We start from the raw sequence: 18,586 nt of genomic DNA on the forward strand, positions 1-18,586 counted from the left end.
GTCGTCCTCCCTTGGACTCTTCCTAGGTAATTGCTTTTCGGTTCAGCCCATCAGGCGCTTGAACCAACCCTTCTTCTTTTCGCCTTCGCCCGCTGTGGCCTCTTCGGCCATTTCTTCTTCAGCCGGACCTTCGACCGCAGCCTGGAATCGGGTGAAGAATTCATCCGCCATCTTCTTGGCGAAACCGTCGATGATCCGGCTGCCCAATTGAGCGATCTTGCCGCCCACCGCCGCCTCGACATCGTAGGAAAGGCGAGTGCCGCCCTCCATAGGTTCCAAGGTCACTGCCGCACCGCCTTTGGCGAAACCGGCAGGGCCACCCTTGCCTTCGCCCGATATCTTTAGGCTACGGCCTTCGACGATATCGGAAAAGGACACGGCCCCCTTGAAGGTGGCCTTCACCGGGCCGACCTTCTGGGTCACCACGGCCTCGAACCCATCGGCCACGCTGCCCGACATGCTTTCGCATCCCGGCACGCATTCCTTCAGGACATCGGGATTCAGGATCGCCGCCCAGACAGTGGCCGGGTCGGCCTTGATCTCGCGAAAATCGGTCAGCTTCATGTTGGTCACCTCACTTGTCCGGAAGATTAAGCGGCCCTTGCGCCGCCCGATATGGAACATTGGTCGTAGGCGCAGGGTTCAGGCTATCCCGCCTGCGGCAATCCCGCGATGAAAGATTCGAGAGCGCGGGCATCCAGCGGCTTCATCATCAAGCCCACCCCCGCCGCCGCGCAATGGGCGCGCAATTCGGGGCGGTGGTCGGCGGTGACGATCCGCGCAGGCACCGCGCCATGCCGCGCCTGAACCATGGACAGGAATTTCACCCCGTCCATCCCCGCCCCTAGATTGAAATCGACGATAAAGCAGTCGGGCAGGATGCCCAGTTCTTCGATCAATTCCAGCGCCTCTTCACCCGAGGCGGCATCAAGGACGCTGACACCCCATTTCTCAAGCAAAAGCGCCATCGCGCGGCGCAGATCGCCGTCGTTTTCCACCAAAAAGACGATGCGATTCTGCATCGACGGGCGGGGGCTTGGCGCGGGGCGCGGTCCTTCGGGATGCGCCACCCCATCGGCCAAAGGCACCTGCACCATGAAACAGGTGCCCCGCCCGATCTCTGACGACAGGCCAAGGGGATGGCCCAAAAGGGCGCAGGCCCGCTCCACGATGGCAAGGCCAAGCCCCATCCCTTCGCTGGCCGAAGCGCGGGCATTCAGGCGGTGGAATTCCTTGAAGATGTTGTCCTGTTCGGTTTCGGGTATCCCCGGCCCCGTGTCGCGCACCTCGATCCGAACCATGCCACCACGGCGCCGCACGCCCACCAGAATGCGCCCCCGGTCGGTATAGCGGATGGCATTGCCGATCAGGTTTTGCAGGATGCGCCGCAGATAGGCCGCATCCGACGTGACTGTCACCCGCGACGGCACCACCGACAGCCGCAACCCCTTGGCCGCCGCAATGGCCCCGAATTCGTCGTGGAACTGTTCCAAAAGCCGTTCCAGCCGCACAGGCCCCACCGATACCGCCGCCCGCCCGCTTTCAAGTTTCGAGATATCCAGAAGCGCGCCCAAAATCCCTTCCACCGACAAAAGCGCGTTCTGCGCCTTGTCCAGCGCGGCCCGGGTCTCGGCCCCCAGCCCCTCTTCAGGAACGGATGAGATGAAAAGTTTCGCCGCGCTCAGCGGCTGCAACAGGTCATGGCTGGCCGCCGCCACGAAACGTGACCTGCTGGCATTGGCGCGTTCGGCATGCGCCAGCGCATCCTCCAGTTCCAGCGTGCGTTCCATCACCCGCGCCTCAAGCGTTTCATTGGCGCGGCTCAGCGCCTCGATTGCCGCGCGCTCGGCGGTGACATCGGTGAAAGACATCACGAAACCGCCATTGGGCATGCCTTGGGCAAAGACATCCATGATCATGTCCGGCCCGCGCCGCAACTCAAAGCGGATCGCCCCCCGCCCCTCGCGCCCCGCGACCCAATCGCCCAGCCGCGCCTCGGTGATGCCTTCGCCAAAGGTCAGGTCGGTGCGGAAACGGTCAAGGATGGCGTCGAAACTCACACCCATGCGGAACCGCGCCATGGGGACGGTCAAAAGCTGGCCCAGACGCTGATTCCACCCCACCAGCCGCGCCTCGGCATCAAAGATGCAGACACCTTGGCTGATATGGTCCAGCGTGGCGCGGATCACGCGGGCCTGATCGTCCAGCATCTTGCCGCGTTCCGACCGTTCCAGACGGATGATCTCGGTCACATCGGTTTGCAGGATCACCGTCCCGCCATCTGCGGTGCGGTGTTCGCTGACCTGAACCCAACGGTCCCAGACCATGCGGACGTTAAAGATCACATGCCGGTCCTGGTGGCGACGACGGCGCGCGACGGCCCAATCCTCGGCGCTTTCCCCCGGCGGCAGTTCCAAAAAGCGCGACTGGCTGACCCGTTCGATATAATCGCCAAAGCGCAGCCCTGGCTTCAGATGTTCCCGCAGGTCAAGCATGTGCATCCCGAACCGGGAATTGCACATCACCAGCACATCCTGCGCATCGAAAAGGGCGAATCCCTCCTGAATCGTCTCGATCGCATTTGCAAGGTTCTGCCGCGCGGCTTCGGTGGCGCGGTTCGCCTCGGCCAGCCTTGCATTGCTGTCATTCAAAAGGTCCAGCGCGCGTTCCAGATCGCGGGTGCGTTCGCGCACCTGATCCTCCAGCATCGCCGCGCGCTGGAATTGCGCATAGGCCGCGCCGCTGTCATCGGTGATCTGTTCCACCCGGCGCATCAAGACCTGCGCGATGGCCAGCAGCTTTTCGGTTTGCCGTTCAGGCGGATCGGCGGGGTTGATCAGCGTCTCGATCATTCCGCCGCCTCGGCGGCCCTATCGTCAGGCGGATAGATGGCCACCCCTGTCATCGTCTGGTTCACATGCAGCGCATTGAACTGTTCACCATAGGTGGAAAAACCCACCACCCGGTTTTCACGCAGGATGGCCGACACGGCCCCCGACTTCTGTTTCTCCTGCGCCTCCATCCGGCGCAGGATGCAATCGCAGGCAAGGATGGCCACAGGCGCGCCCTCGGCGGCCAGTTCGGCCATGCGGCCCGCCAGATGGGTCACCATGTCCTGCGGATCGGCCAGCGTCAGCACAACGCCTTCGTCGATGGCGGAAAAGAAGATCAGATCGCCGCCCTCTGCCACCTCGCGGATCGCGCGCACATGGTGCTTGCCCCCGACACGCACGACCACGGGATGGGCTGCAAAGGTAAAGGTGGTCAGCTGCGCGGGGTCTTTGCCCAGAAGCCGCGCATATTCCTGTGCAGCAGGTTCGGCATTGATCTTATGGACGATGCGTCGCGCCGGATCGGCCCCGGTCACCACCATGCGCGCTTCGGTTGGCGTCAGATGGTCAAGGCTGAAGACCTTCACCCGGCAATCGGTCCGCACCAAGGCCAAGACGGCGGCATTTTGCAAGGCATGGCCTTCGTGCAGAACGAAGGTCGCGCGAAACCGCGTCCCATCCCCCGCCGATCCCCCGAAAAGGGGCACCGGCCCCAGCCCCGATGCCAGCGCCCCGGCAAGCTCGTCCTCGCGCACCGACAGGCCATCGACAAGAAGGAAGGCGAACTCCCCCTCCCAATCGGGATGCGCACGGGACAGCGATTGCCGCGACCGGATCAATTGCCCGATCAGCCCCTCCCGCTCCATCGCCGAAAGGTCGGGAATCAACAGCAGGTCCGCCGCGAAATGCGATGCAGGCAGGCCCACGGCGACGATCTCGCCCTCGGTATAGCCCGCCCCGGAAATCTCGCCCGCCGTGGAACAGCCGACGACACGCGCCCCCCCGAACCGCCCCGGCAGGCGCAGCGCCAGCGCATCCAGATCGGCATCCGGCGACACGAACAGAATGACAAGGGCGAAAGGCCCCGGCCCCAGCGCCTCTTCCAATTGACGCAGCGGATGCGGCACGTCCACCGGCACAGACGCCCGCGCGACCAGTGCCAGCCCCGCGTCCTGCGACGCAGAAAATGCCTCCCTCCGCTGGTTCATCGCGTCCTCCCAAACGCGCCGTCCTGCGGAAAGGCTACAATTCACCCCCCCGCCCCCGCAAGCCCCGGATTGTCAGGACATCACCAAGCATGGCACCCAGCCCAGAACGCCGCCCCTTACAGAACAGCGGGCCTTTTGCGGAACGGACCGCCCTACCCGTTTTCGGGCATCAAACGATCGAAACTCGCCTCTTGCGCAATCAACACGGCCTGCGTCCGGCTTTGCACGCCCAGCTTGCGCATGATCGCCGTCACATGCGCCTTCACCGTGGTCTCGGCGATGGTCAACTCATAGGCGATCTGCTTGTTCAGCATCCCCTCGCAGATCAGTTGCAAGATCTTCGCCTGCTGCCGCGTCAAAAGGGAAAGCCGCGAAATGGCCTCCTCACGCTGGCTTGCAGGTGCATTGGGATCGGCCTGCGGCACAAACCCTTCGGGCACAAACCCCTCACCCGCGCGAATGGCATCGAAGGCCGCCTTGAACACCTCGCGCCGCGAATGTTTGGGAACAAAGCCCACGGCACCGGCCCGCAGCGCCGCGCCGATCACTCGATTGTCGGCCAAGGAGGACACCACCACCACCGGCACATCCCCCGCCGTGGCGCGCAGCCGGATCAACCCATCCAGCCCGTTCACATCCGGCAGGTTCAGATCCAGCACCACCACATCCGGCAAAGGCGAAATCTCCAGCCGCGCCAGCGCCGTTTCCAGCCTGTCCGCCGTCTCGATCCCCTCGATCCCTGCCACTGCGCGCAATGTCATCGACAGGGCGTCGCAGAACAGCGGATGGTCATCCACGATCAAGGCCGTGGCAAGCCTGCGCTGCGATCCGTCCATCGGAACCTCCTGTCCCACATGATGCAGGCTAACAGCGCATGCGCCCCGCGCCAACTGCGCCAAAGGTCTTAGCCGCCACGCAAAGTTCCGCCCGCGCCCGGCCCCGTCCTGATCCCACCCTTTCCCCCTGCGCCCCCGCCCGCTATCACCGTGCCAAACCGTGCATTCAGGGGTTGCCACCATGCCCATCCAGCGCCGCGATGTCCTTTTCCTCGCCCTGCCCCTCGCCCTCGCCGCCTGTGGCGGTGGCCGCCGCGACACCCCGCCCAGCCGCAGCGCACAGGGCCCGGAAGAGATCAACCGACTGATCCGCAAATATGCCCGCGTCTATGACATCCCCGAAAGCCTGATCCACGAAACCGTCCGCCGCGAAAGCGGCTATAACCCCGCTGCCCGCAACGGACCCTATTACGGGCTGATGCAGATCCACCCCCAGACCGCGCAGACCATGGGGTTCAGGGGCGACCCGTCCCAGCTTCTGGATGCCGAAACCAACATGATCTACGCCGGAAAATACCTGCGCGGCGCATGGCTCGTGGCGCGCGGCAACCATGACCGCGCCCATATGTGGTATCGCCGCGGCTATTATTACGAAGCCAAACGCATGGGCCTTCTGGAGGAAACGGGCCTCAGATCCTAATACCACATATCGGCCATCTCGGCCTTCTTCCGCGCCACGAAATCCTCCAGCGCCGCGCGTGTCCCTGCCTCCATCGGCGGGGCCTCATACTCCGCCAGCCGCTGCTTCCAGGCCCGATTGGCGCGCGTGGCGGCATCTACAGACCCCGCCGCCTCCCATTTTTCAAAGGGCTCATTGTCGGACAATTCGCTGTCCCAGAAGGCGGTTTCGTAATGCGCCATGGTGTGCGAGCAGCCAAAGAAATGGTTGCCCGGTCCCACTTCGGCAAAGGCCTCCACCGCCAATTGGTCGTCGTCGATCTTCACCCCGTCCAGATAGGAATGCAGGCTACCGCACAGGTCGGCATCCAGCATGAACTTCTCATAGGACATCGACAAAAGCCCATCGAGGAAACCCGCCGAATGCAGGATGAAATTCGCCCCGCATTGCACGGCGGCCAGCATGGACATCGTCCCTTCCATCATCGCCTGCGCATCGGGCAGCTTTGACGTGGTGAAGTTCCCCGAACAGCGCAAAGGCAAGTTCAGACGGCGGCACAGCTGCCCGATCACCATGGACCCGATGGCCGGTTCCGGCGTGCCGAAGGTCGGGCTGCCAGACCGCAAGGACATCGACGACAAGAAGTTGCCAAAGATGACCGGCGCGCCCTTCCGCTCCAACTGCGTCAGCGCACAGCCCGCCATCGTTTCGGCCAAGGATTGCGCGATGGCCCCGGCATTGGTCACTGGCCCCATCGCGCCGCCAAGGATGAAGGGCACCACCACAGCCGCCTGATTTGCCCGCGCATAGGCCCGCAGGGACCGGGTCATCGTGCCGTCCCAGACCAGCGGCGAATTGACGTTCACATTGCCAAGGATCACGCAATTGGCATCCACAAAATCGCGGCCAAAGACGATCCGCGCCATGTCGATACTGTCTTCCGCCCGCTCCTCGGCCGTGACCGACCCCATGAAGGGCCGATCCGACAGCGTCAGATGCGCCATCACCATATCAAGATGCCGCTTGTTCACCGCAATATCGGTGGGCTCGCAGATCGTGCCGCCCGAATGATGGAAATTGGGGGATGCCTGGGCCAGCTTGATGAAATTCTGGAAATCCTCCAGCGTCCCGAAGCGTCGCCCCTTATCAAGGTCCATCACGAAAGGGCTGCCATAGGCAGGTGCAAAGACGACCGATTTCCCCCCGATCACCACCGATTTTGCGGGGTTCCGCGCATGCTGCACGAACTCCGCCGGGGCCGATTGCAACACCTCGCGCAGCATACCCGGCGGGAACTTCACCAAAAGCCCCTCCACCTCCGCCCCCGCGCGCCGCCAATGCTCCAAGGCCACGGGGTCATCGCGAAACTCGATCCCCGTCTCGGCAAGGATGCGGTCCGCCGCCCGCTCGATGCGGATCAGGCTCTCTTCCGAGAGAACGTCATAAGTGGGGATGTTGCGCAGAATATAGGGCCGCCCGACCCGCGCGCCCTTGCGCGACCGTTCCGCCGCCCGCGCCGCCCGCCCCGCCCTTTGATGCCGCACCTCATCCATCGACCCGCCTCCTCTGCCCCGTCTCCACAGCAGACGCCCCGATGCCGCGCTTTGCATCGCGAAAGGCGACCGGAAAAGGACGGATTCCGCCCCTTCATCTTGGGAAAAATACTCCACGGGGGTCCGGGGGTGTGAAACCCCCGGCCCTGCTCGCGCGGCGCAGGCCGCGCGGGCAATACAAAAGGCGCGCGCCGCGCCCTGCGCGCGGCGCTCCGCATGAAAACCGATGCCTCAGGTCACCACGTCGGGCGATTTGCGCCCCGTGAAATCGGCAATCCGCGCCAGCCCATGCGCGGCCCGGATCACCGGGGCCAGCGCCTCTTGCGGATCAAGGTCCAACCCCGCAGGCCCCGGCGCCGTGCGCTCCAGATACATCCGCAGCGTCGCGCCTTCTGTGCCTGTCCCCGACAGGCGCAGCACGAAGCGCGACCCGTCCTCGAACATCACCCGCAGGCCCTGCTTGCTGCTGACCGACCCATCCACCGGATCGGTATAGGCAAAATCATCTGCGGCGGCGATGGTCATCCCCTCCACCTCCCGCCCCTTCAGACCCGGCAAGGCACCACGCAGCGCGCTCATCATCGCCTCGGCCTTGTCGGCGGCAATCGCCTCAAAATCGTGGCGGCTGTAATAGTTCCGCCCGAAGCGCGCCCAATGCTGCGCCAAAATCTCGGCCACCGTCTCTTTCCGCACGGCCAAGATATTCAGCCACAGAAGCACCGCCCAAAGCCCGTCCTTTTCACGCACATGGTCGGACCCGGTGCCGAAGCTTTCCTCACCGCAGATCGTGGCGCGGCCCGCGTCCAGAAGGTTGCCGAAGAATTTCCACCCCGTCGGCGTCTCATAGGACCCGATACCCAGCGCCTCTGCCACCCGATCCGCCGCCGCCGAGGTGGGCATGGACCGCGCCACCCCCTTCACCCCCTTGGCATAGCCCGGTGCCAGATGCGCATTCGCGGCCAGCACCGCAAGGCTGTCGGAAGGCGAGACATAGATGCCCCGCCCCACCACCATGTTGCGATCCCCATCCCCATCCGAAGCCGCGCCGAAATCCGGCGCGTCCTCTCCGAACATCTCATCCATCAGGGCCTTGGCCCATGTTGGGTTCGGGTCGGGATGCATCCCTCCGAAATCCGGCAGCGGGGTCGCGTTGACACATGTCCCGGCGGGCGCGCCCAGACGCCGCTCCAAGATCTCCACCGCATAAGGCCCGGTGACGGCGCACATCGAATCCATCCGCATGCGGAACCCGCCTGCAAACATCGCCCGGATCGCGTCGAAATCGAACAGGCGTTCCATCAGCGCGGCGTAATCGGCCACGGGGTCCACCACATCCACCACCATGCCCGCCAGCGAGGTGCGCCCGATGCGGCCAAGGTCCACATCCTGCGCCTCGACAATCTTGTAGGCGGTGATCTCGGTCGTGCGGCGATACATGGCTTCGGTCACGCCCTCGGGCGCGGGGCCGCCATTGGGCATGTTGAACTTGACCCCGAAATCCTCCTCCGGCCCGCCGGGATTGTGGCTTGCCGACATGATGATCCCGCCATCCGTCTTGTTCAGCCGGATCAGGTGGCTTGCCGCAGGCGTCGACAGGATCGCCCCCTGCCCGACGATCACCCGCGCTGCCCCATTCGCCGCCGCCATCCGCAAGATGACCTGCGCGGCGCGGTCATTGAAATAGCGCCCATCCCCCCCAAGGACGAAGGTCTTTCCCGCCGCCCCCACCACATCGAAAATGCTCTGGACGAAATTCTCCAGATAGTGATGCCCCATGAAGACCGGGGTCTTTTTCCGCAGGCCGGACGTGCCGGGTTTCTGCCCCGCAATAGGCGTTGTTGCGATGGTGCGGATGGTCATGACTTTCCTCCCGTGGAACCCTTGGACTTGGCCGCAAGCGACCGGAACACAAGAACCGATTGCGCGGGCGCGCGCGTCCCCGGCCCGCCGGGGGCGGCCTCAAGCGCGGGCCGCGTGGTGTCGAGGATCAGCTCCCACCCCGGCGCGGTATCGGGCAGGCGCAGCACGCATTCCGCACCCGTGTTGAACACCGCGTAAATTGCACAATGCCCCGGATCGGCCCCTTCGGCGGCCATCCGCATCTCCACCCCCAAACAGCGGAAGCCCGGATCATGCCAATCGGTGGGCGTGGGCTTCTGCCCATCCGCCCGGCGCCAGATCACATCTGGCACTCCATCGCCCGGTCGCGGCTTGGCATGCAGGAACCGCCGCTGCCGCAGCACCGGATGCGCGCGGCGCAAGGCCACCAGCCGCGCGACAAAGGCCGAAAGGCCCGCATCGCCGTGCGCCCAGTCGATCCATGTCGTTTCATTATCCTGCGCATAGGCATTGTTGTTGCCGCCCTGACTATGGCCGACCTCATCCCCTGCAAGCAGCATCGGCACCCCCTGCGCCAGCATCAGCGTCGCCAGAAGATTGCGCTTTCTCAGATCGCGCGCGGCCCGGATGGCGGGGTCATCCGACGGCCCCTCCAATCCCAGATTGTCGGAATGGTTCTCGTGGTGGCCATCGCGGTTTTCCTCACCATTGGCCCAGTTCCGCTTCACCGTGAAGGACACAACGTCCTCCAGATTGAACCCGTCATGCGCGGTTACGAAATTGACCGAAGATGTCGCCGACCGCCCGTGATGGTCAAACCGCTCGGCACTGCCAAGGATGCGGCTGGCAAGGTCCGCCGCCATCCCCGGATCGCCTTTCCACCAACGCCGGACGCCATCGCGGAAACGGTCATTCCATTCCAGAAAGGGATGCGGATAGCCGCCCAGCTGATACCCCCCCGGCCCGATATCCCATGGCTCGGCAATCAGCTTCACCCGCGCCAGAACCGGGTCCTGCCGGATCGCATCGAAGAACCCGCCCTGCGGATCAAACCCATGCGCCTCGCGCCCCAGAACCGTGGCAAGGTCAAAGCGGAAGCCATCCACATGCATGACCTCCACCCAATAGCGCAAACTGTCCATCACCATGCGCAGCACCATCGGATGGGTCAGGTTCAGCGTATTGCCCGTGCCCGTATCGTTCACATAATGCCGCCCGCCATGCATCAGGCGGTAATAGCTGGCATTGTCGAGGCCACGGAACGAAAGCGTCGGCCCGAACTCATCGCCTTCGCCCGAATGGTTGTAGACGACGTCCAAAATCACCTCGATCCCCGCCGCATGGAACCGCCGCACCATGGACTGGAATTCCCAGACCTGCCCCTTGGTCAAATAGCGCGGCTCGGGCGCGAAGAAGGCGATGGTCTGATAGCCCCAATAGTTGCGCAGACCCTTGGCCACCAAAAAGCGTTCATCGGCAAAAGCCTGCACGGGAAGCAGTTCGACACTCGTCACCCCCAGCTTCACCAGATGGTCGATCACGGCGTCCGAGGCGAGGCCGAGGAACGACCCCCGCACCCCCTTTTCCACGCCGGGATGCAGCATGGTCAGGCCGCGCACATGCGCCTCGTAGATCACCGTCTCGGTCAGGGGGATGCGCGGCGGCGCATCCTCGCCCCATGTAAAGGAGGTATCCGCCACCACCGATTTCGGCACGGCAAAGGCGCTATCCCTTGTGTCATAAGACATGTCGGCGCGCGGGCTGCCCACCTTGTAGCCCATCAGCGCATCCGACCATTTCAACCGCCCTTCCAGTGCGCGGGCATAGGGGTCGATCAACAGCTTGTGGGGATTGAAGCGATGCCCCTGTTCCGGCGCATAAGGCCCATGCACACGGAACCCATAAAGCGTGCCGGGCACCAGACCGCCGACATGCCCATGCCAGATATCGCCATCCCGTTCCGGCAGCGCGATCCGCGCCAGTTCCTTGCGCCCATCGGATGAGAAAAGGCACAGTTCCACCTTCTCGGCATGGGCGGAAAAGACGGCGAAATTCACCCCTTCGCCGTCATAACTCGCCCCCATCGGCCATGGCCGACCCGGCGTGACCGAATGCCCCACAAGACGCGGCGGCAAGGGCGCGCGCTGCGGTGTCACTTGGCCAGACCCGCATAAAGCGCGGCATAGGCCGCCGCGCTCGTTTCCCAGCCGACGGGATGGGCCATCGCATTCTTCTGGACCCGCGCCCAAAGCTTTGCATCCGCATGCAACGCCACCAACTGCCGCAGCGCCTGCCCAAAGGCCACCGCATCTGTCGGGTGGAACTGCACCCCCGTCGCCACCCCGGTCGCCAGCGCGGCAGGCGACGCATGGATCACCGTATCGGCCAACCCGCCCACCGCCGCCACGACCGGGATCGTGCCATAGCGCAGCCCATACATCTGCGTCAGCCCGCAAGGTTCGAACCGCGACGGCACCAGCACGGCATCCGCGCCCGCAAACAGCCGATGCGACAGCGCCTCGTCATAACCGATCCGGACCGCCACCTTGCCGGGGAAGCGTTGCTCCAGCCCCCGCATCGCGGCTTCCAGCGCGGGATCCCCCGATCCCAGCACGATCAGCGCGCCCCCTGCCGCCACGAAATCGGGGATGACGGCAGGCAACAGGTCGATCCCCTTCTGATCGGTCAGGCGGCTGACGACGATGGCCAACGGCCCCGCAGGTTCCGCCAGACCGAATTCCGCGCAAAGGGCGGCGCGGTTCGCGGCCTTGCCCTTCATCGCCTTCGCCGTATAGGGCACGGGCTCTGCCTCCGGTGACCAGACCGCGGTATCCACCCCGTTCAGGATGCCCGACACCACCGCCCCCCGCGCCGTGATCACCCCTTGCAGCCCCATCCCGAATTCGGGCCGCATCAATTCGGCGGCATAGGACGGCGACACCGTCGTGATCCGATCCGCCGTCACCAGCCCCGCCTTCAGGCTGCTCAGGCCCCCGTAATATTCCAACTGCCCCGGATGGAACGCCTCCCGCGGCAGGCGCAGCGTGTCGATCATCCCGGCATCGGCCCAGCCCTGAAAGGCGATGTTATGGACGGTGATCACCGACCCCACGCCCCCTGTCCCGCCATAGGCCAGATAGGCAGGCGCCAGCCCGGCCTGCCAGTCATGCGCATGCAGCACATCCGCTTTCCAGCCATCCACCCCTTCACGCGCCATCCGCGCCGCGACCCATGACAGCGCGGCAAAGCGCTGCGGATTGTCCGGCCAATCGCCTGCGGCAGAATTGTAGGGTCCCCCCTCGCGGTCATACAAATGCGGCGCGTCGAGAAGGAGGACATCCACCCCCTCCACCTCGCCCGCGAAGACCACGCCCTCGCCCCCCCAGAGCCCCGGCTCGCGCCAGACCTCGCGCATTCCGCCCAGATGGCCGCGCAGCCGACGATAGGCAGGCAGCAGGACCCGCATCTCCCAACCCATCGGGCGCAGCGCGGCGGGCAGCGCGCCCACCACATCGGCCAGCCCCCCGGTCTTGATCAGAGGCACGCATTCCGAGGCCACCGACAGAACCCGCCCCTTGATCTGCATGACAGCCCCCATTTTCTGTCGTCAAATATCCGGGCAAGGGGGGTCCGGGGGGACGCAAAGTCCCTCCGGGGCCTGCCAGCCCGCGCCCCCTCAGGACAACTTCCGCGCCCGCGCGTCAAGCATGTCCTGCGTGATCAAGACAATGCCCCCCTCGCTCCTGCGGAACCATTTCGCATCCTCTTCCGGGTCTTGCCCCACGACAAGACCTTCGGGGATCACCACGCCACTGTCGATCACGCAATTCGTCAGTTCCGCCTTGCGGTTCACCACCACGCGCGGCAGGGCCACCACATATTCAAGGGATGAATAGGAATGCGTTCTGACCCCGGTGAACAGCAGCGAATTCCGCACCTCGGACCCTGATACGATGCAATCCCCCGACACCAGCGAGGAAATAGCCATCCCCCGCCGCCCATCCTCGTCATGGATGAACTTCGCGGGTGGCACGATCTCGGAATAGGTCCAGATCGGCCAGCTGTTGTCATAGATATCCAGCTTCGGCACGAAATCCGTCAGGTCGATATTGGCCTGCCAAAAGGCGTCGATCGTCCCCACATCGCGCCAATAGGGTTCATCCTCCAACCCTGATTTCACGCAAGAATCCGCAAATTTATGCGCCATCGCCTTGCCACCCTTCACAATGGCCGGGATCAGGTCATTGCCGAAATCGTGGGAGGAATTGGCATCCGCCATATCCCGCAGCAAGAGGTCGCGCAGGAAGGCCCAGTCAAAGACATAGATACCCATCGAGGCCAGCGCATGGTCCGGGTCGCCCGGAATCCCCGGCGGATCGGCGGGCTTTTCAAGGAAGGAGGAAATGCGCATCCCCGCATCCACCGCCATCACGCCAAAGGCCGTCGCCTCCATCCGCGGGACGGTCAGGCAGCCGATGGTCACATCGGCCCCCGTTTCGACATGCTGGCGCAGCATGATCTCGTAATCCATCTTGTAGATGTGATCGCCCGCAAGGATGATGACATATTTGATGCCATAGCTGTCGACGATGTCGATATTCTGCGCCACGGCATCCGCCGTCCCCAGATACCACTTCGTCTCGTCCACGCGCTGCGAGGCGGGCAGGATGTCCAGATATTCGTTCCGTTCGGCGCGGAAGAAGTTCCATCCCCGCTGGCAATGCCGGATCAGGCTATGCGCCTTGTATTGCGTGGCAATCGCCATCTTGCGGATGCCGGAATTCAACGCGTTCGACAGCGCAAAGTCGATGATCCGCGTCTTGCCGCCGAAATAGACGGCGGGTTTGGCGCGGCGGTCGGTCAATTCCTTCAATCGGCTGCCCCGCCCCCCGGCAAGGACGAAAGCCATCGCCTGTGATGACAGGCGCGCATTCGGTCTTGGCTGCAACATCGTCCTTCCCCTCCCTATCGCGGCTTTGCCGCTTATGTCGTCATCCCTTGGCCTGACGGAACCAGACTGCCGACAAGGGCGGCAGGGTGACAAGCGCCGATTGCGCCTGCCCGTGCCATGCCACCGCTTCCGCCGTCACCCCGCCAAGGTTTCCCCGGTTTCCCCCGCCATAAAGCGCGGCATCCGTATTCAGGATCTCGTCCCAATGGCCGCCCGCAGGCAGGCCCAGCCGATAGGACCGTTCGACCGGCGTCATGTTCACCGCACAAACGACCATCGGATCGCCCGCCCGCCCCTTGCGGACCCAGGCATAGACCGACGCACCTGCATCATTGGACTCGATCCACTGAAACCCTTCGGGCCGCGTGTCGTTCACATGCAGCGCGGGATTGTCGCGATAGGCGCGGTTCAGGTCGCGCACCAAGGCCTGCACGCCGCGATGTTCGGGAATGTCCAACTGGTGCCAGTCAAGGCTCTGGTTGTGGTTCCATTCCCGCCCTTGGGCAAATTCGCAGCCCATGAACAGCAGTTTCTTGCCCGGATGCGCCCACATGAACCCGTAATAGGCGCGAAGATTGGCGAATTTCTCCGGCCCATCCCCCGGCATCTTTTCCAGCATCGACCCTTTGCCATGCACCACCTCATCATGGCTGATCGGCAGGATGTAATTCTCCGACCACGCATAATGCAGGCCAAAGGTCATCTGGTGGTGGTGATATTGCCGATAGATCGGGTCCTTCTGCATGTAGGACAGGGTGTCGTTCATCCACCCCATGTTCCACTTGAACCCGAAGCCAAGGCCCCCGTGATCAACAGGCCGCGACACGCCGGGGAAGGCCGTGCTTTCCTCGGCCACCGTCATCACCCCCGGCACCTCGCCATAGACGGTGACATTCATCCGCCGCAGCAGTGCCGCCGCCTCGTAATTCTCACGCCCCCCATCCTTGTTGGGAATCCACTCGCCGTCCTTGCGCGAGTAATCGCGATAAAGCATCGACGCCACCGCATCCACCCGCAGCCCGTCGACATGGTATTCCTCCAGCCAATAAAGCGCGTTGGACACAAGGTAATTCGCCACCTCCACCCGACCGTAATTATAGATGAGCGTGTTCCAATCCTGATGGAACCCCTCGCGCGGATCGGCATGTTCATAAAGCGCCGTGCCGTCGAACCGGCCAAGCCCGTGCGGATCGGTCGGGAAATGCCCCGGCACCCAGTCCAAGAGAACGCCCAGTCCCTTCCTATGCGCCGCATCGACCAGCGCCCGAAACTCCCCCGGCGTGCCATGGCGGATGGTGGGGGCAAACATCCCCACCGGCTGATAGCCCCAGCTTCCGTCAAAGGGATATTCGCTGATCGGCATCAGCTCGATATGGGTGAACCCCATATCCGCCACGTAATCGACCAGTTGCTCGGCCAGTTCCAGATAGGACAGCATCCTATCTCCCGGCGCGCGCCGCCACGATCCCAGATGCACCTCATAGACGGAAATGGGCGCGTCGATGGAATGCCGCGCCGCGCGGCTCTCCATCCAATCGCCATCCTGAAAGGCCCCGTCGATCCGCCGCACGACGGACGCATTGGCGGGCGGATGTTCCGACCCGAACCCCACCGGATCGGCCTTCAGCGGACCCAACGCCCCATGCTGACCCCGGATTTCGTATTTATAGGTCGCGCCCTCGCCCAGACCGGGGATGAAGGTCTCCCACACCCCCGTCGCCCCACGCCGCCGCATCGGATGGCGCCGCCCGTCCCATATGTTGAAATCCCCCACGACCGAGACGCGCTCGGCATTCGGGGCCCAGACGGCGAAATGCGTGCCTTCCACCCCTTCATGCGCAATCACATGCGCGCCCAGCACCTGCCACAGCCGCTTATGCGTGCCCTCGCCCAGAAGATATTCGTCCATCTCGCCCAGCACGGGGCCAAAGCGGAAGGGATCATCAAACTCCCACCTTGCCCCATGCCCTTCGGCGCGCAGCCGATAGGCCGCCTTCCGCGCCAGTCGGACACAGAACAGCCCCTCGCAGCCGGGGATGGCCTCGGCCTCCGCCGCCTTGCCTGCCTTGCCCGTCAGAACCCAAAGCCGTTCCGCGCCCGGAACAAAGGCCGTGACGATCCAAGCACCCTCCCGCTGATGCAGTCCCAGCACGGAAAAGGGATCGCCATTCCGCCCTTCGACGATGGCCTTTGCGGCCCCGTGATCGATCAGGTTTCCGCCCATGGCCGCCCCTCTCCCAAAAGGCGTCACCCCGGCCCGTTACAGGGCCGAAGTGACCCCCCAAATCTGGTCCATATAGCTGCGGATCGTGCGATCCGATGAAAAGAACCCGCTCCGCGCCGTGTTCATCGCCGCCATGGAAATCCAGCGATCCCGGTCCTTATAGGCCCGGTCCACCTCGGCCTGCGCCGCATGATAGGCGTCGAAATCAGAAGCGACGAGGAAATAGTCATGATGCCAGACCCGATGCACCAGCCCGTGATAGCGGTCGGTGTGATCCGGGCTGAACCGGCCTTCCGCGATCATCTGAAGCACGTCCTGCAAGGGCTGGCTCGCCTCGATGGCCTTCTTGGCATGGTCCGGGTCTTCGCGGCGGCGCATCACCTCTTCCGCCGTCAGACCAAAGAGGAAGAAGTTCTCTGCCCCCACCTCTTCCAAAATCTCCACATTCGCCCCGTCCAGCGTGCCGATGGTCGGCGCACCGTTCATCATGAACTTCATGTTGCCGGTGCCGCTGGCCTCCTTGCCGGCGGTGGAAATCTGTTCCGACAGATCGGCGGCAGGGATCAGCCGTTCCGCCATGCTGACATTGTAATTGGCCGGATAGACGATCTTCAAAAGGTCGCCCGTGACGGGGTCATTGTTCACAACCTGCGCCACGTCATTGATCAGATGGATGATCTCTTTCGCCACCGCATAGCCAGGGGCGGATTTGCCGCCGAAGATCTTCACCCTGGGCACCCAGTCGCCCTTCGGGTTCGACCGGATTTTGTGCCAATGCGCGATGGTTTCCAGAATGTTCAAAAGCTGGCGCTTATATTCATGGATGCGCTTGATCTGCACATCGAACAGCGCGTCGGGATTGACCTTCACCCCGCATTCGGCGGCGATCCAATCCGACAGCGCCGCCTTGTTGGCCCGCTTGGCCGCGCCAAAGGCCTCGCGGAAGACCTTGCCCTTCACATGCGGCTCCAGCCCCCGCAGACGATCCAGATCGTCCTCCCAGCCATCCCCGATCGTGTCGGTGATCAACTTGGCCAGCGGACGGTTCGCCATCTTCAACCAGCGGCGCGGCGTCACGCCATTGGTCTGGTTGATGATCCGCCCCGGATGCAGACGGTCCAACTCAGGAAACAGGTTCTTCTTCACCAGATCGGAATGCAGCGCCGACACCCCGTTCACCTTATGCGCCATGATGAAGGCCAATTCCCCCATCCGCACCTCGTGATGCTTCACGACGCCGACGTAATGCGGGCGGCTTGGATAGGTGCGGCGGTGCCAACTGTCGATCCGTTCGACGATTTGCATATGGCGCGGCAGGACATTGCCGAAGGTGAAGGTCGCCCAACGTTCCAACGCCTCGGGCAGCAAGGTGTGGTTGGTGTAACCCAGACAGCCCCGCGCCGTTTCCAGCGCATCGTCGAATGCCATCCCGTGATCGTCCATCAAAAGGCGGATCAGTTCCGGCCCCGCGATGGCAGGGTGGGTGTCATTCATCTGAATCGCCACATGTTTCGGCAGCGCCTTCAGATCCTGATGCCGCGCCAGATAGCGGCGCAAAATATCCTGCAAGGCGGCCGAGGTCAGGAAAAACTCCTGCTTCAGCCGCAATTCCTTGCCCTGATAGGTCGTGTCATCGGGGTAAAGCACCCGGCTCAGCGTGCGCGCCAGCGCCTCTGGCTCTGCCGCCGCCGCGTAATCCCCCCGGTTGAAGCGATCCAGATCAAACAGCGTCGTGGGCTTTGCCGCCCAAAGCCGCAGCGTATTGGCCCATTTCCCCTGCCAACCGATCACCGGCGTGTCATGCGCCTCGGCCAGCACGGTTTCCCCCGGCACCCAGACATCACGGCCGCCCTGCGTTTCCACATGGCCCTTAAAGGGGATCGTATAGGCGCTTTCGGGCCGCGCGAATTCCCAAGGATGGGCCTGCGTCAGCCAATCCTCCGGTGTTTCCACCTGCTGGCCACCTTCGAACCGCTGACGGAACAGCCCATGTTCATACCGGATACCATAGCCATAGGCAGGGCAGCCCAGCGTCGCCATGCTTTCCATGAAACAGGCGGCAAGACGGCCAAGCCCACCATTGCCCAGCGCGGCATCGGGTTCATTCTCGACAATCGCACGGAAATCCTGCCCAAAGCCCGCCATCGCCTCTTCCGCGATGTCCCGCAAGCCAAGGTTAATGGTGGCATCTTCCAAAAGCCGCCCGATCAAGAACTCCATCGACAGGTAATAGACGCGCTTGCGATCCTCGGCCCAAGTGCGGCGGGTCGAGGCGAACCACGGCTCCACGATCCGGTCACGGATGGCAAAGGACAGCGCCATCCGCCAGTCATAGACGCTGGCATTGGGCGCATCCTTGCCCAGCGTAAAGGTCAGATGCCGCGCGATATCGGCTTGCAATAGATTGGGGGTCAGGCTCAGATCGTTCACGTCGACGCATCCACTTCTTGGCACCATGCCGCAACCCTATGCCCCTCGCGCGGCGGGTCAAGGCCATCCACCGGGAAACTCCCGACGAAAGCCCC

General features: G+C 63.7%; 12 protein-coding genes. 1 reads left to right on the top strand and 11 read right to left on the bottom strand.

Features of this window, described 5'->3' with window-relative positions; translation table 11 throughout:
* Window positions 1–42: 42 nt before the first annotated feature.
* From QF092_RS05085 to QF092_RS05100, 4 genes are all read right to left on the bottom strand, one after another.
* Window positions 43–564, bottom strand: coding sequence for an SRPBCC family protein (locus QF092_RS05085; protein WP_281468236.1), 522 nt, complete (start codon window positions 562–564; stop codon window positions 43–45).
* Window positions 565–647: 83 nt separating this feature from the next.
* Window positions 648–2,852: a hybrid sensor histidine kinase/response regulator gene (locus tag QF092_RS05090; RefSeq protein WP_281468238.1), complete on the bottom strand. Its 2,205-nt coding sequence runs from the start codon at window positions 2,850–2,852 to the stop codon at window positions 648–650.
* Complete coding sequence (locus tag QF092_RS05095) at window positions 2,849–4,039, bottom strand: FIST N-terminal domain-containing protein (protein WP_281468240.1); 1,191 nt, start codon at window positions 4,037–4,039, stop codon at window positions 2,849–2,851. The genes QF092_RS05090 and QF092_RS05095 overlap by 4 nt, the downstream gene beginning before the upstream one ends.
* Window positions 4,040–4,191: 152 nt before the next feature.
* Window positions 4,192–4,875 (bottom strand): response regulator, encoded by a 684-nt coding sequence (locus QF092_RS05100; RefSeq protein WP_281468242.1) that lies wholly within the window; start codon window positions 4,873–4,875, stop codon window positions 4,192–4,194.
* A 181-nt stretch (window positions 4,876–5,056) separates the two neighbouring features.
* Here QF092_RS05100 and QF092_RS05105 point away from each other — a divergent pair, with 181 nt between their 5' ends.
* Window positions 5,057–5,515 (top strand): lytic transglycosylase domain-containing protein, encoded by a 459-nt coding sequence (locus QF092_RS05105; RefSeq protein WP_281468244.1) that lies wholly within the window; start codon window positions 5,057–5,059, stop codon window positions 5,513–5,515.
* On the opposite strand, the gene QF092_RS05110 is transcribed toward QF092_RS05105, so the two are convergent.
* The 7 genes from QF092_RS05110 to QF092_RS05140 all read right to left on the bottom strand — a co-directional run bounded on the left by QF092_RS05110 (window position 5,512) and on the right by QF092_RS05140 (window position 18,518).
* Window positions 5,512–7,047 (bottom strand): trimethylamine methyltransferase family protein, encoded by a 1,536-nt coding sequence (locus tag QF092_RS05110; RefSeq protein ID WP_281468246.1) that lies wholly within the window; start codon window positions 7,045–7,047, stop codon window positions 5,512–5,514. The two genes, QF092_RS05105 and QF092_RS05110, sit on opposite strands and share 4 nt — an antisense overlap.
* A 231-nt stretch (window positions 7,048–7,278) precedes the next feature.
* Complete coding sequence (locus QF092_RS05115) at window positions 7,279–8,907, bottom strand: alpha-D-glucose phosphate-specific phosphoglucomutase (RefSeq protein ID WP_281468248.1); 1,629 nt, start codon at window positions 8,905–8,907, stop codon at window positions 7,279–7,281.
* Complete coding sequence (gene glgX / locus QF092_RS05120) at window positions 8,904–11,042, bottom strand: glycogen debranching protein GlgX (RefSeq protein WP_420026499.1); 2,139 nt, start codon at window positions 11,040–11,042, stop codon at window positions 8,904–8,906. Before glgX ends, QF092_RS05115 begins: the two co-directional genes overlap by 4 nt.
* Complete coding sequence (gene glgA, locus QF092_RS05125; RefSeq protein ID WP_281468250.1) at window positions 11,039–12,472, bottom strand: glycogen synthase GlgA; 1,434 nt, start codon at window positions 12,470–12,472, stop codon at window positions 11,039–11,041. The genes glgX and glgA overlap by 4 nt, the downstream gene beginning before the upstream one ends.
* 90 nt (window positions 12,473–12,562) lie before the next feature.
* Window positions 12,563–13,837 carry a glucose-1-phosphate adenylyltransferase gene (gene glgC, locus QF092_RS05130; RefSeq protein WP_420026500.1) on the bottom strand — a complete coding sequence of 425 codons (1,275 nt, stop codon included), beginning with the start codon at window positions 13,835–13,837 and terminating at the stop codon, window positions 12,563–12,565.
* Between the two features lie 40 nt (window positions 13,838–13,877).
* Window positions 13,878–16,061 (bottom strand): 1,4-alpha-glucan branching protein GlgB, encoded by a 2,184-nt coding sequence (gene glgB, locus QF092_RS05135; protein WP_281468254.1) that lies wholly within the window; start codon window positions 16,059–16,061, stop codon window positions 13,878–13,880.
* A 36-nt stretch (window positions 16,062–16,097) separates the two neighbouring features.
* Entirely contained in the window at window positions 16,098–18,518 is a 2,421-nt protein-coding gene (locus tag QF092_RS05140) for a glycogen/starch/alpha-glucan phosphorylase (protein WP_281468256.1), read from the bottom strand.
* Window positions 18,519–18,586: the final 68 nt, after the last annotated feature.

Origin of the sequence: Fuscovulum ytuae (assembly GCF_029953595.1) — a bacterium.
Taxonomy (GTDB): domain Bacteria; phylum Pseudomonadota; class Alphaproteobacteria; order Rhodobacterales; family Rhodobacteraceae; genus Paragemmobacter; species Paragemmobacter ytuae.